Source organism: Pseudomonas sp. PDM28 (assembly GCF_019219115.1).
GTDB lineage: Bacteria > Pseudomonadota > Gammaproteobacteria > Pseudomonadales > Pseudomonadaceae > Aquipseudomonas > Aquipseudomonas laurylsulfatiphila.
Genome location: NZ_JAHUWG010000004.1, coordinates 382,837 through 396,708 on the forward strand (window position 1 = coordinate 382,837; position 13,872 = coordinate 396,708).

Here is a 13,872-nt window from a genome sequence, read left to right on the forward strand (position 1 = left end):
AACCGGGTGCAACCCTTTTTTTGTCGGAATATTAAGCAGCTCGTCAGGAAATAAATTCTGGTACGGGTGTGCCGTATCTGCTTGGTGCTTTTTAACGCGGTTGGCTCTGTTTCTTGCTCCGAAAAGGAGCAAAAACCGGTGTTTGATATTTATTTCCGACTAGGTGCAACTTATTCTCGCGAAACTGGTTGCACCTTATTTGCTTTGTTGAATAGCATTCGCGCCCAAGGTGCAACCCGGAAAAAACCGGGTGCTCCGGCTGATGGCTTTCCTGGGGAAACATCAGTCATAAATGCGCGGGAATCCGGATCGTCTGTCAAACGTATGCGTTTGCGAGCGGTTCACCAGCCGCCGCTACATAAAAACAAAGCCAGGGCGTAACTTAATGAGCGTAAGCAATCCAACCCTGATCACGTTCGTGATCTACATCGCAGCAATGGTGCTGATCGGCTTGATGGCCTATCGCTCCACCAACAACCTTTCCGACTACATCCTGGGCGGTCGCAGCCTGGGTAGCGTCGTGACGGCACTGTCCGCCGGTGCCTCCGACATGAGCGGCTGGTTGTTGATGGGCTTGCCCGGCGCAATCTACATGTCCGGTCTTTCCGAAAGCTGGATCGCCATCGGCCTGATCGTCGGCGCCTACTTGAACTGGCTGTTCGTCGCCGGCCGTCTGCGCGTGCAAACCGAGCACAACGGTGATGCACTGACCCTGCCGGACTACTTCGCCAGCCGTTTCGAAGACAAGAGCGGCCTGCTGCGGATCATCTCCGCCGTCGTGATCCTGGTGTTCTTCACCATCTACTGCGCTTCCGGCATCGTGGCCGGTGCCCGTCTGTTCGAAAGCACCTTCGGCATGTCCTACGAGACGGCGCTGTGGGCCGGTGCTGCGGCGACGATTGCCTACACCTTTATCGGCGGATTCCTGGCCGTGAGCTGGACCGATACCGTACAAGCCACCCTGATGATCTTCGCGTTGATCCTGACGCCGGTCATCGTGCTGCTGGCCACTGGCGGCGTCGACACCACCTTCCTGGCCATCGAAGCGCAAGATCCAAGCAACTTCGACATGCTCAAGGGCACCACTTTCATCGGCATCATCTCGCTGATGGGTTGGGGTCTGGGCTACTTCGGCCAGCCGCATATCCTGGCGCGTTTCATGGCTGCCGACTCGGTTAAATCGATCGCCAACGCTCGCCGCATCTCCATGACCTGGATGATCCTGTGCCTGGGCGGCACCGTGGCTGTGGGCTTCTTCGGTATCGCCTACTTCTCGGCGCACCCGGACGTGGCTGGCGCGGTCTCCGAGAACCACGAACGTGTGTTCATCGAGCTGGCCAAGATCCTCTTCAACCCATGGATCGCCGGCGTCCTGCTGTCGGCCATTCTGGCTGCAGTCATGAGCACCCTGAGCTGCCAGTTGCTGGTGTGCTCGAGCGCCCTGACCGAAGACTTCTACAAGACCTTCCTGCGTAAATCCGCTTCGCAGCTGGAACTGGTCTGGGTCGGTCGTGCCATGGTGCTGCTGGTTGCCCTGATTGCTATCGCACTGGCAGCCAACCCGGAAAACCGTGTACTGGGTCTGGTGAGCTACGCCTGGGCCGGCTTCGGTGCCGCATTCGGTCCGGTCGTACTGATCTCCGTGATCTGGAAAGACATGACCCGCAACGGCGCACTGGCCGGCATCCTGGTCGGCGCGATCACCGTGATCGTGTGGAAACACTTCGAACTGCTGGGGCTGTACGAAATCATCCCGGGCTTCATCTTCGCCAGCCTGGCGATCTACATCGTCAGCAAAATGGGCACGCCGACTGCCGGCATGTTCCAGCGTTTTGCGGCTGCAGAGAATGATTACCGCCTGAACAAGTGATGAGTGATGGGGGGAACGCTTCCCGTCCCTGATAAAAGAACGGCTCGCAGCTTTATGGTGCGGGCCGTTTTTTATTGGGGATCAGTCAAGATCGGCATCAGGCTGATTCAGAAAGATCAGCACGCCCAGTATTGCCATGTAGAACCTGAAGGCTGCGTCCTGACCATTCCAAATGTCGGATTGCCACATCAGAAACCACTCACCTCCAACAACCATGAAGCCGAAAAACCACACGAAAAACCCGGTCGTCAAACCCGCTACGGCCCACTTCCTGGCCTGTCTGAACTCATGCCCACCGGCTGACCGTGAGCGCCAGAGTTGCAGTGCGCCGTAGCCAAGAAGTCCGCAGGTAATGGCTTCGCCAAGGATGATCAGCCAGTAAGCCCCATGCCACACCCAAGGAAGATCAATTGCGCGATACCGGGCGGCGTTGTCAGGGAAGGTGGTATCCATGCTCAGCACATGCCGGACGAAGTTGAAGTTGGAAGCGTAGTCGGTGATGTTGTTGAACACGGTCATGAAGGCGAATGCGGCGAGCGCCAGGGTCATTGCAATCTTTGCGTAGCGAATGGTCATTTGTGCGTCCTTTGCTTTTTTCGACAAAGAACGCTATCACACCGGTTTGCAGGTTCGGGAGTCTTCCTGTTGTGAGGCGTTTCTGAATTTGTCGAGTGATGGTGCGTGCTTATTGCCGCTATGAATGCTCGAAGTGTCCGCTCAGTCGCCAACCCCTGACTTGCCGGCCGGTAAAAGGTAAACTTCCCGGCCTTCGCAGGAGCAACCATGAATTATCGTCACGCCTTCCATGCCGGCAATCACGCCGATGTGTTCAAACACCTGACCTTGACCCGCCTCATCGCCCTGATGTCGCGCAAGGAGCAGCCGTTTGCCTATCTCGACACTCACGCCGGCATCGGTCTGTATGACCTTCAGGGTGACCAGGCCAACCGTACCGGTGAGTACCTGGAAGGCATTGCGCGTTTGTGGGATCAGCCGGATCTGCCGATCCTGACCGCCGATTACATGCAGGTGCTGCACGAGATGAACCCGGATGGCCAGTTGCGCTATTACCCGGGGTCGCCAGAGTTGGCGCGACGTTTGACCCGCCCGCAGGACCGCGTGTTGCTCAACGAGAAGCACCCGGAAGACGGCGTTTTGCTCAAGGACAACATGGCCGGCGATCGTCGGGTCAAGGTGCACCTGGGCGAAGGCTGGCATGTGTCGCGGGCCTTGCTGCCGGTGCCGGAGAAGCGTGCGGTGATGTTGATCGATCCGCCGTTTGAGAAGCTCGACGAGATGCAGCGTTGTGCCGCGTCGCTCAAGGAAGCGATTGGCCGGATGCGCCAGACCGTGGCGGCGATCTGGTACCCGGTGAAGGATCAGCGCGCGCTGCGTCGTTTTTACCAGGACCTGGCCGGTACCGGTGCGCCGAAGTTGTTGCGGGTGGAGTTGCTGGTGCATCCGCTGGATACGCCGAACAGCCTGAACGGCTCCGGGCTGGCGATTGCCAATCCGCCGTGGGGGCTGGAGGAAGAGTTGCGTGAGCTGCTGCCGTGGTTGTCCGAGAAGCTTGGGCAGACCCAGGGTGGGTGGCGGATGGATTGGTTGATTGCCGAGTAATGCTCGGCCTGTAGGAGCCGGCTTGCCGGCGATGGCGGCCTGGAGGTCACCGCTGGACCCACTGCCGCCATCGCTGGCAAGCCAGCTCCAAGTGATTTTGCGTCAGATCAGATCGGGCAGGTCACGCCCGTACCGCCGATCCCGCAGTAGCCTTCCGGATTCTTGGCCAGGTACTGCTGGTGATACGTCTCTGCAAAGTAGACGGTCGGGGCCTGGTCGATTTCGGTGCTGATTTCACCGATGCCTGCCTTGGACAGTTCAGCCTGGTACGCTTCCTTGCTCTTGAGCGCGGCTTCCAGTTGTTCAGGCGAAGTGGCGTAGATCACCGAGCGGTACTGGGTGCCGATGTCGTTGCCCTGACGCATGCCCTGAGTCGGGTTGTGCAGTTCCCAGAACATCGCCAGCAGTTCCTGGTAGCTGACTTTGGCCTTGTCATACACCACCAGCACCACTTCGGCGTGGCCGGTCAGGCCCGAGCAGACTTCTTCGTAGGTCGGGTTCGGCGTGAAGCCGCCGGCGTAACCCACCACGGTGCTGACGACGCCTTCACGCTGCCAGAAGCGGCGTTCCGCGCCCCAGAAGCAGCCGAGGCCGAAGATCGCGAAGTCGACGTCTTCGAAGAACGGGCCGAGCAAGGGGGTGTCTTTAAACACAAAGTGCTTTTCAGGCAGGGTCATTGCGGTTTCGCGACCGGGCAGAGCTTGTTCTTTAGTAGGGAGCACGTTTTTGTTCACCAGAATTTCCGAGCGCAGAACCATGATCAGTCCTCTCAGTCAGGATGGGTTGTAAATAAACAGGCTGTCAGTGTGCCCAATGCCGGCCAGATACGCACTACCCTTGTGGGAGCGAGCTTGCTCGCGATGAGGGCATAACTTTCAGCATCAATGTCGACTGATCCACCGCTATCGCGAGCAAGCTCGCTCCCACAGGTTTTGTGTCTGTCAGGCGATTGGGCCACGCGGGTAGCGTTTGAGCTTTTCGATCAGCTCATTGCCCGGGATCGGACGGTCGAACAGGTAGCCCTGGCCGACGTCGCAGCGGTGACGGCGCAAGAACGACAACTGATCGGCGGTTTCGATGCCCTCAGCCACGACCTTGAGCTTCAGGTTATGGGCCATGGCGATCACCGCGGAGGTGATTTCCATGTCGTCCTGGTTGTCCGGGATTTCGTGGATGAAGCTTCGATCGATCTTGATGATGTCGATGGGGAATTTTTTCAAGTAGCTGAGCGACGAGTAACCGGTGCCGAAGTCGTCCATGGCCAGGGTCAGGCCCAGGCGCTTGAGCTGGTCGAGTTGCAAGTGGGTGTCTTCGGTGGCCTCCAGCAGCAGGCCTTCGGTCAGCTCCAGCTCCAGCAAATGAGCGGGCAGGGCTTCTTCCTTGAGGATGTTGGCGATGGAGGCCACCAGGTCCGGATCGGAGAATTGCTTGGGCGACAGGTTGATCGCCACTTGCAGGTTGCCCAGGCCGGCGGCGGTCAGCGCTTTGCTCATGCGGCAGGCCTGGCGGGCGATCCATTTGCCGATCGGGATGATCAGTCCGGTTTCTTCGGCGACGCTGATGAACTGATCCGGGCGGATCATGCCCTTTTCCGGATGATCCCAGCGCAGCAATGCTTCCATGCCCAGCAAGCGACCGCTGCGCAGGCACAGCTTGGGCTGGTAGAACACGTCGAGTTCGTTCTGGGTCAGGGCGCGGCGCAGGTTGTTTTCGACGAACAGCTTGTAGCTGGCTTCGGCATTCAATGCTTCGGTGAACACTTGCACCTGATGTTTGCCATTGGCCTTGGCCTTGTGCAGCGCCAGCCCGGCGTTGCGCATCAGGGTTTGCGGGTCGCGCCCGTGCAGTGGCGCGCAGGCCAGGCCCACGGAACCCGTGACACTGATCAACTGGTTGTCGACGAACATCGGTTTGTCGAGGGTTGCCAGCAACTGATTGGCCACTTGCTGACCCATCGTGAGGTCACTGTTGTCCAGCAACACGGCGAATTCGTTACTGGCGAATCGCGCCAGGCTGCCGCTCGGGATCAGGCTGTTGCGCAGGCGTCGGGCCAGACTGATCAGCAATTTGTCGCCAGTCTGGTGGCCGAGGCTGTCGTTGATCCGCTTGAAATTGTCGATGTCCACCAGCAACAGGCTGATCGGCGCGTCGCTGTCGCGGGCGAAGCGTTCATCGAGGTTGCGGATGAACGCCGGGCGGTTGCCGAGATTGGTCAGGTTGTCGGTGTAGGCCAGGCGCTCGATACGCTGCTGAGCGAGCTTGGTCTGGGTGATGTCTTCGTAGATGCCGATGTAGTGGGTCAGCTCGCGGTTGTCGCCGTACACCTTGGAGATCGACAACTGGCCCCAGTAAGGTTCGAGGTTTTTCCGGCGGCTCTTGAATTCGCCCTGCCAACTGTTGCTCTTGGCCAGTGCCGAAGGCGCGTCGAACAGCAGTTCGCTGAGGTTCTCCAGGGCCGGCAGTTCCGACAGGCGCTGACCGTGCACTTCTTCGGTGGAGTACTGGGTGATGGCGGTGAAGCTCGGGTTGACGTACTCCACCACGCCGTCGCAGTTGACCAGCAGAAAGGCGTTGGCACTTTGCTCGACCGCACGCTGGAACAGGTGCAGGGCGCTGGTTGCGGTGCGCCGGTTGTGGTTGCTGATGACCTGGGCGAACTGGTCGGCCAGTTCGCCGGCGAAGGCGATTTCATCGGACTGCCAGGCACGGGTCGCACCGATTTGTTCCAGGCACAAAACGCCCACCACCTGGCCATCGACACGGATACTGGCGTCGAGCATCGCGTTGACGTCGCGCGGGCGCAGGCTTTCGGCCATCTCCCGGGTGCGCGGGTCGTGCATGGCGTTATGTGCGTCGATGGCGCGACCGGTGTGCAGGGCGTCGAGGTAATCGGGGAACACGCTGACGTCGATCGGCTGCGGCAGCAGGTATTCCTGATTCGTGCGGTGATAGGCCGAGATCGGCACCAGCATCGAGCCTTCGAGGCTCCACAGGCTGGCGCAGTCGATTTGGTAAATGTCGCAGGCGCTGCGGGTGATCAACTCGGCGGCTTCGCGCAAGGAGTTGTTGCTGCTGTAGCGCTGACGGGTAAGCAGCAAGATCAGGTCCTGCTGGGCACGCACCCGGTCCAGATGCAGCAGTTGCTCCTGTTGGGCGCGCTGATTGAGCTCCAGGGCGATTTGCAGGCGCGAGTTCTGGGTTTCCAGGTCCAGGGCCGGTTGCAGCGGGTCATCCTCGAACAGGCCGTCAATGACCAACAGGTAGCCGCGCAACAGGTGACGATTGTGTTGTTTGTAGGCTTCGCCCAGTTCCAGCAGATTCAGGGAACCCGAGGCCGTGTGCAGGGTGTAGCGGATCAGGTAATGCGTGCTTTCAGTCAGCTGTTGCTGGATCGCATCATGAAGTTGATAGCGCGCTTCCGGCTCCATCAGGCTGGCGTAGGGCGAGCCCACCAGTGCGCACAGCTCCACAGCCGGCAGGCCGAACTGGCGTTCGCAATTGGGATCGAGAAACAGGAGCGCCCAGCTGGGTTCATTAAGCCGTTCGAAACGCAGCATGCCGAGCCGCGAGGGCACAGGCAACTGCGTCACTACCTCGGCCACCATACGGCTGGCGGCATCGGGTTGGCTTTTCATGGAGGGAAACTCGCTTCGAATATGCTGAACGCGCTGGGCTCACGCCCTCTTTACTGTTGCCTGCGGCAAGGTTGCATCATTGCGACACCGACTGACAAGAGAGATGAAGGCTAAGTGCTATAAGAATATGTCGGCAGGCTCGAAGATTTCTGCAGTTTCCGGAAAAAGTATGGCTATTGATCAGATCACGGGCTTGGAGGGCGCCTCGAAGACCGCGATTTTTCTCCATCAGCGCAAATGAATGCCTGTCGATTGCAGCCACTTGCCATCTCGATCGTGGTAATTCACCTGAATGCGTTCTGCATCGATGACCAGGTGCGCGAAGTTATCCTGGCTGATGACTTTGCCGGTCAATTCCTGGCGATATTCGCCAGCAGCGTTCCGTGCCAGCGACCGGTCGAGGATAAAGCTGGATTGACTGGCATAGGGCAGCAGTTTGGTGTTGCACAAAGGTGACGACACGATGGTGTGCACTTCGAAGTCCGGGTCTTCGCTGTGGGTCAGTCGACTGGTCAAGGAGGCGTGGACGTCACCGGAAACGAAAATGACATTCTTCAGTCGGTGCGAACGAATGGTCTCCAGCAACCGCAGTCGTTGCCCGGGAAAACCGGCCCAGGCGTCATTCCCATCCTGTTTGGCGTCGGGAAAGAACATCACGCTGGTAACCACCAGCTTGACTCGGGCGGTACTGTGGATCAGCCATCGGCACAAGGCATGTTCCTGTTCGACATCAAGCATGCGTCGATCATCGGCGGACAAGTTGCGCCGGGTGCGACTGTCGGTGACGAACCATTCGATATCGCCATCAGCGAACTGATACCAGTAGTGATTCGGAATCCGGCCGATCCGGCCATCGTCAAGTAGTTCAAATACCGGGCTGTGGCTGGCTTGATATAACTCATATGCAGTGATGGCGTTTTTGTATAGCGCCTCATCGGCCGATTTTTTCTTGTTCGGCCAGTTATCTTCAATTTCATGATCGTCGAGGATCATGTAAGTCGATATGTTGGCCATTAACCTGGAAATATATGGCTGTGAGAAAGCGGCACGATACTTTGCGAGTATTTGCTGATATTCGCGATCAGGTGCAAAAAAATTCAAGTCGTCGACATAGATCTGGTCGCCAGTCATCAGCATGGCGCTGACCGGTGGGTTGGCTTGCCTTGCCAGTTGAGCCATAGAGGCAAATATCCGGTCACCCTGTTGGGGGGCCGACGGGATGCCGGCGGTCATCCGCAGGTAACGGCATGAGCCGACAAAATAGGCTCGTGGGGTACCGGCCGCACCGGACCGGGTGCGCAAGCGATAGAGCTCTTGCGGCCATTGCAGCGGCAGTTCCTGCAGCGAATCCGCGGTGTGTTCGGTACTCTGGGTGCTGAACCAGCCGGCCTGGTATTCGTATTCGGTATCGGCTGACAGGTTTTTGAGAACAATGACATCGGACATGTCCTGCAGGTTTGTCAGCCTTGCAAAGACACTGTCAAGCCATTGTTCATGCCCGGACTTCCGATAACGAATGCCGGCAAATACGGGGGCATTGTTTTGCGCTTCGCCGCGCACAAAAATACGTGCGTGATCAGTTGTTGTGTGGCCAATAATCGGGCCGACAGTGGGCTTTAGCATGTTTGAGTCCATTCGCTGCCAGTTAATCAGGAAGTTGCTTGTTTCGGATCTAATAGGTATTCAGCCAAGACTAATTATTTGGCCTGAATAAATACTTGGCAGAAATGGATTCAAGTTGTGGGCGATATCAGCCACAAATGTAGGAAGGTGTTCAAACAAGAACTTCAGGCAAAAAAAAGCCCCGCCAAATTGGCGGGGTTGAGGTACGAGCGTGGCGCTCGGAAACGTGGAACGCGATCGGCCCTCCGGTGAAGGAGGGCCGGTCGGTATTACAGGAGCATGGTGCGGATGTCGCCCAGCAGGTCGCTCAGACGCTTGGTGAAGCGTGCAGCAGCGGCGCCGTTGATCACACGGTGATCGTAGGACAACGACAGTGGCAGCATCAGTTTCGGCTGGAAGGCTTTGCCGTCCCAGACTGGCTGGATGGTGGCCTTGGAAACACCGAGGATCGCCACTTCCGGCGCGTTGACGATCGGCGTGAAGCCGGTGCCGCCAATGTGGCCGAGGCTGGAAATGGTGAAGCAGGCGCCTTGCATCTCGTCCGACGAGAGCTTCTTGGTCCGGGCTTTTTCAGCCAGGGAAGCGGCTTCGGCAGCCAGTTGCAGCAGGCTCTTCTGGTCGACGTTCTTGATGACCGGTACCAGCAGGCCATCCGGGGTGTCGACGGCGAAGCCGATGTTCACGTATTTCTTGCGGATGATCGCTTTGCCGCTTGGCGCCAGCGAGCTGTTGAAGTCCGGCAGTTCCTTGAGCAGGTGTGCGCAGGACTTGAGCAGCAACGGCAGGACGGTCAGCTTGACGCCGGCCTTCTCTGCAACGGCTTTCTGGGCAACACGGAACGCTTCGAGTTCGGTGATATCCGCCGAATCGAATTGCGTCACGTGCGGCACGTTCAGCCAGCTGCGGTGCAGGTTGGCAGCACCGACCTGCATCAGGCGGGTCATCGGCACTTCTTCGATTTCACCGAAGCGGCTGAAGTCCACGACCGGAATCGGCGGGATGCCCGCGCCACCGGTTGCGCCAGCAGCAGCGGCCGGCGCTTCCTTGGCCTTCTGCATCATGGCCTTGACGTAAACCTGCACGTCTTCTTTCAGGATTCGGCCGTGCGGACCGCTGGCGCCGACGGCGCTCAGCTCGACGCCGAATTCGCGGGCCAGTTGACGCACGGCAGGGCCGGCGTGAACTTTTGCACCCGGCTTGGCAGGAGCGGCAACCGGGGCAGCAACAGGTGCGGCCGCGGCAGGAGCAGTAGCAGTAGCGGCTGGAGCAGGTGCGCTCGGAGCAGCAGCGGCAGGTGCCGGTGCAGCAGCCGGGGCAGCGCCTTTGACTTTCAGCTTGAGGATCAGGTCGCCGGTGCCGACTTCGTCATCAAGCTTGATGGAAACGCTTTCCACCACGCCAGCGGCTGGCGATGGAATTTCCATGCTGGCCTTGTCGGATTCCAGGGTGATCAGCGACTGGTCGGCCTCAACGGTGTCGCCGGCCTTGACCAGGACTTCGATGATCTTGGCCTTGCCCGCCGAACCGATGTCCGGAACGTGGATGTCCTGGACGCTGTCGGCAACCGGTGCAGCCGGAGCTGCTGCAGGTGCAGGCGCGGCGGCAGCAGCTGGAGCGGCAGCCTGGGCCGGGGCGGCAGCCGGTGCCGCAGCACCTGCCACTTCCAGATCCAGGATCAGGTCGCCGGTGCCGACTTCGTCGTTGAGCTTGACGCTGATGGCCTTGACCACGCCAGCGGCAGGCGACGGGATTTCCATGCTCGCCTTGTCGGATTCCAGGGTGATCAGCGACTGATCAGCCGCGACGGTGTCGCCGACCTTGACCTGGATCTCGATGATCTGGGCCTTGCCCGACGAACCGATGTCCGGCACGTGCACTTGCTGAACGCTGGCGGCAGCCGGCGCAGCAGCAGGAGCGGCGGCAGGGGCAGCAGCCGGTTTGGCTTCAGCCTTGGCAGCCGGCGCAGCGGCAGCCGCAGGGGCTGGCGCAGCGGCACCTTCGACTTCCAGCTCCAGCAGTTCGTCGCCTTCTTTCAGGCGATCGCCCAGCTTCACTTTCAGGCTCTTGATGATGCCGGCCTTCGGCGCAGGCACTTCCATGCTCGCCTTGTCCGACTCAAGTGTCAGGATGCTCTGGTCGGCTTCGATACGGTCGCCGACCTTCACAAACAGTTCAATTACTTCACCTTCACCGCTGCCGATGTCAGGTACGCGAATGAGTTCGCTCACAGAATCTCTCCTCAGCAGTCCAGTGGGTTGCGTTTTTCCGGGTTGATACCGAACTTGGCGATGGCCTCGGCCACAACCTTAGGTTCGATGTCACCACGGTCAGCCAGTGCTTCCAGGGCTGCCAACACCACGAATTGACGGTCGACTTCGAAGAAATGACGCAGTTTCTTGCGGCTGTCGCTGCGGCCGAAACCGTCGGTGCCCAGGACTTTGAATTCCTTGGACGGTACCCACTGACGGATCTGCTCGGCGAACAGTTTCATGTAGTCGGTAGAGGCAATGACCGGACCCTTACGGCCGTTCAGGCACTCTTCGACATAGCTCAGCTTAGGCTTTTGGCCAGGGTGCAGACGGTTGCTGCGCTCAACGGCCAGGCCGTCGCGACGCAGTTCGTTGAAGCTGGTAACGCTCCACACGTCGGCGCCGACGTTGAACTCTTCACGCAGGATCTTCGCGGCTTCACGGACTTCACGCAGGATGGTGCCGGAGCCCATCAGCTGAACGTGGTGCGCCGCTTCGCGGTTGTCTTCCTCGAGCAGGTACATGCCTTTCTTGATGCCTTCTTCGGCACCGGCCGGCATGGCTGGCTGCTGGTACGACTCGTTCATCACGGTGATGTAGTAGAAGACGTCCTGTTGCTCTTCGGTCATCTTCTTCATGCCGTCCTGAATGATCACCGCCAGCTCGTAGCCGTAGGTTGGATCGTAGGTGCGGCAGTTCGGGATGGTGGCAGCCAGCAGGTGGCTGTGACCGTCTTCGTGTTGCAGGCCTTCACCGTTCAGGGTGGTACGGCCGGCGGTGCCGCCGATCAGGAAGCCACGGGTGCGGCTGTCGCCAGCGGCCCAGGCCAGGTCGCCGATACGCTGGAAGCCGAACATCGAGTAGAAGATGTAGAACGGCAGCATCGGCTGGTTGTGGCTGGAGTACGAAGTACCGGCAGCGATGAAGGAGCTCATGGCGCCCGCTTCGTTGATGCCTTCTTCGAGGATCTGGCCCTTCTGGTCTTCCTTGTAGAACATCACCTGGTCTTTATCGACTGGCTCGTAGAGCTGGCCGACGGAGGAGTAGATGCCCAACTGACGGAACATGCCTTCCATACCGAAGGTACGGGCTTCGTCCGGGATGATCGGTACGATGCGCGGACCGATTTCCTTGTCCTTGACCAGTTGCGCGAGGATCCGCACAAAGGCCATGGTGGTGGAGATTTCACGGTCGCCCGAGCCGTCCAGGATCGCCTTGAGGGTGTCCAGCGGCGGAGTCGGGATGTTGAAGCTGTGAGCGCGACGCTGTGGCACGAAACCGCCCAGTGCGGTACGGCGCTCGCTCAGGTAACGGGCTTCGGCGCTACCTTCTTCCGGTTTGAAGAACGGCAGGTTTTCCAGCTCGTCGTCCTTGACCGGGATGTCGAAGCGATCGCGGAACAATTTCAGGCTTTCGACGTCGACTTTCTTGGTGTTGTGCGCGGTGTTCTTCGCTTCGCCGGCACCGGTGCCATAACCCTTGATGGTCTTGGCCAGGATGACGGTCGGTTGTTCCTTGTGGTTGACCGCTTCGTGGTACGCCGCGTAGACCTTGTACGGGTCGTGGCCGCCACGGTTGAGTTTCCAGATCTCGTCGTCGGACAGGTCTTCAACCATCGCCTTGAGTTCCGGCGTGTTGAAGAAGTGTTCACGCACGAACGCGCCGTCTTTGGCTTTGTAGTTCTGGTACTCGCCGTCGATGACTTCGTCCATGCGGCGTTGCAGGATGCCGTCGACGTCCTTGGCCAGCAGTGGGTCCCAGAAACGGCCCCAGATGACTTTGGTCACGTTCCACTGAGCACCGCGGAACACGCCTTCGAGTTCCTGGATGATCTTGCCGTTGCCGCGAACCGGGCCGTCGAGGCGCTGCAGGTTGCAGTTGATGACGAAGATCAGGTTGTCCAGCTTCTCGCGGCCGGCCAGGGAGATCGCGCCCAGGGATTCCGGCTCGTCGCACTCGCCGTCGCCCAGGAAGCACCAGACTTTCTGTTTGCCTGGCTGGATGAAGCCGCGGTGTTCCAGGTACTTCATGAAGCGTGCCTGGTAGATCGCCTGGATCGGGCCCAGACCCATGGATACGGTCGGGAACTGCCAGAAGTCAGGCATCAGCCAAGGGTGCGGGTAGGACGACAGGCCCTGACCGTCGACTTCCTGGCGGAAGTTGTTCATCTGGTCTTCGGTGATGCGGCCTTCCATGAATGCGCGGGCGTAAACGCCTGGCGAGGTGTGGCCCTGGAAGTAGATCAGGTCGCCGCCGTGTTCGTCGGTCGGGGCCTGGAAGAAGTAGTTGAAGCCGATGTCATACAGGGTCGCACTGGAAGCGAAGCTGGAGATGTGACCGCCGAGGTCAGAATCTTTCAGGTTCGTACGCATCACCATGGCCATCGCGTTCCAGCGTACCAGCGAGCGAATGCGGCGTTCCATGAACAGGTCGCCAGGCATGCGTGCTTCGTGGGTAACGGGGATCGTGTTGCGGTAAGGCGTGGTGATGGCGTAAGGCAACTGCGAACCGCTGCGGGTCGCCAGTTCACCCATACGGGTCATCAGATAGTGAGCACGGTCTTCGCCTTCTTTGTCGAGAACCGATTCCAGGGCGTCCAGCCATTCCTGGGTTTCGACGGGATCGAGGTCTTGCATGGCTTGCTCCAGGGCGGAAAGGCTACCAGAATCGGTTGCCTGAGTTAGCGACTGGCCTTGTGGGCAGACGTTATGAATTCTTGGATTGCCGACAGGTTGTTCCGGCGGCGTGTAGTTTTACTACAAATCTTCCGGCATTTCAGCCCGTCTAATGTATATACGAGTAGTAAAACTACAGATGAGCGGCTTGTGGCCCCCGGCTGCGTTGTGAGAATAATCGTTAAGGTTGGTCTTTTTCC

8 protein-coding genes are annotated in these 13,872 nt (G+C 59.2%); 2 read left to right on the plus strand and 6 right to left on the minus strand.

The window, feature by feature from the left end; all coding sequences use genetic code 11:
• Positions 1–385 precede the first annotated feature (385 nt).
• On the plus strand, positions 386–1,870 hold the full coding sequence (putP, locus tag KW841_RS11100) for a sodium/proline symporter PutP (protein WP_218475934.1): 1,485 nt from the start codon (positions 386–388) through the stop codon (positions 1,868–1,870).
• A gap of 81 nt (positions 1,871–1,951) precedes the next feature.
• On the opposite strand, the gene KW841_RS11105 is transcribed toward putP, so the two are convergent.
• Positions 1,952–2,446, minus strand: a complete 495-nt coding sequence (locus KW841_RS11105) for a DUF2165 family protein (protein WP_218475936.1) — start codon at positions 2,444–2,446, stop codon at positions 1,952–1,954.
• A 207-nt stretch (positions 2,447–2,653) separates the two neighbouring features.
• On the opposite strand from KW841_RS11105, the gene KW841_RS11110 reads away from it, so the two are divergent.
• A complete protein-coding gene (locus tag KW841_RS11110; RefSeq protein ID WP_007971823.1) occupies positions 2,654–3,490 on the plus strand; it encodes a 23S rRNA (adenine(2030)-N(6))-methyltransferase RlmJ in 837 nt (278 codons plus the stop codon).
• 107 nt (positions 3,491–3,597) lie between these two features.
• Here KW841_RS11110 and msrA read toward each other — a convergent pair whose 3' ends face one another.
• The 5 genes from msrA to aceE form a co-directional block, all read right to left on the minus strand.
• Positions 3,598–4,248 carry a peptide-methionine (S)-S-oxide reductase MsrA gene (gene msrA, locus KW841_RS11115; protein WP_218475938.1) on the minus strand — a complete coding sequence of 217 codons (651 nt, stop codon included), beginning with the start codon at positions 4,246–4,248 and terminating at the stop codon, positions 3,598–3,600.
• Positions 4,249–4,431: 183 nt separating this feature from the next.
• A complete protein-coding gene (locus KW841_RS11120; protein WP_218475940.1) occupies positions 4,432–7,125 on the minus strand; it encodes a bifunctional diguanylate cyclase/phosphodiesterase in 2,694 nt (897 codons plus the stop codon).
• Between the two features lie 228 nt (positions 7,126–7,353).
• Positions 7,354–8,748, minus strand: coding sequence for an alkaline phosphatase D family protein (locus tag KW841_RS11125; RefSeq protein WP_218475942.1), 1,395 nt, complete (start codon positions 8,746–8,748; stop codon positions 7,354–7,356).
• Positions 8,749–9,017: 269 nt separating this feature from the next.
• The gene (gene aceF / locus KW841_RS11130) at positions 9,018–10,976 is read right to left on the minus strand and encodes a dihydrolipoyllysine-residue acetyltransferase (RefSeq protein ID WP_218475944.1); all 1,959 of its coding nucleotides are present in this window, start codon (positions 10,974–10,976) and stop codon (positions 9,018–9,020) included.
• Between the two features lie 11 nt (positions 10,977–10,987).
• Positions 10,988–13,633, minus strand: coding sequence for a pyruvate dehydrogenase (acetyl-transferring), homodimeric type (gene aceE / locus KW841_RS11135; protein ID WP_116580741.1), 2,646 nt, complete (start codon positions 13,631–13,633; stop codon positions 10,988–10,990).
• Positions 13,634–13,872: the final 239 nt, after the last annotated feature.

What these genes read in the sequence shown, in the direction of transcription:
- putP (WP_218475934.1), top strand. Translation starts at nt 386, where the DNA reads ATGAGCGTAAGCAATCCAACCCTGATCACGTTCGTGATCTACATCGCA.
- KW841_RS11105 (WP_218475936.1), bottom strand. Translation starts at nt 2,446, where the DNA reads ATGACCATTCGCTACGCAAAGATTGCAATGACCCTGGCGCTCGCCGCA.
- KW841_RS11110 (WP_007971823.1), top strand. Translation starts at nt 2,654, where the DNA reads ATGAATTATCGTCACGCCTTCCATGCCGGCAATCACGCCGATGTGTTC.
- msrA (WP_218475938.1), bottom strand. Translation starts at nt 4,248, where the DNA reads ATGGTTCTGCGCTCGGAAATTCTGGTGAACAAAAACGTGCTCCCTACT.
- KW841_RS11120 (WP_218475940.1), bottom strand. Translation starts at nt 7,125, where the DNA reads ATGAAAAGCCAACCCGATGCCGCCAGCCGTATGGTGGCCGAGGTAGTG.
- KW841_RS11125 (WP_218475942.1), bottom strand. Translation starts at nt 8,748, where the DNA reads ATGCTAAAGCCCACTGTCGGCCCGATTATTGGCCACACAACAACTGAT.
- aceE (WP_116580741.1), bottom strand. Translation starts at nt 13,633, where the DNA reads ATGCAAGACCTCGATCCCGTCGAAACCCAGGAATGGCTGGACGCCCTG.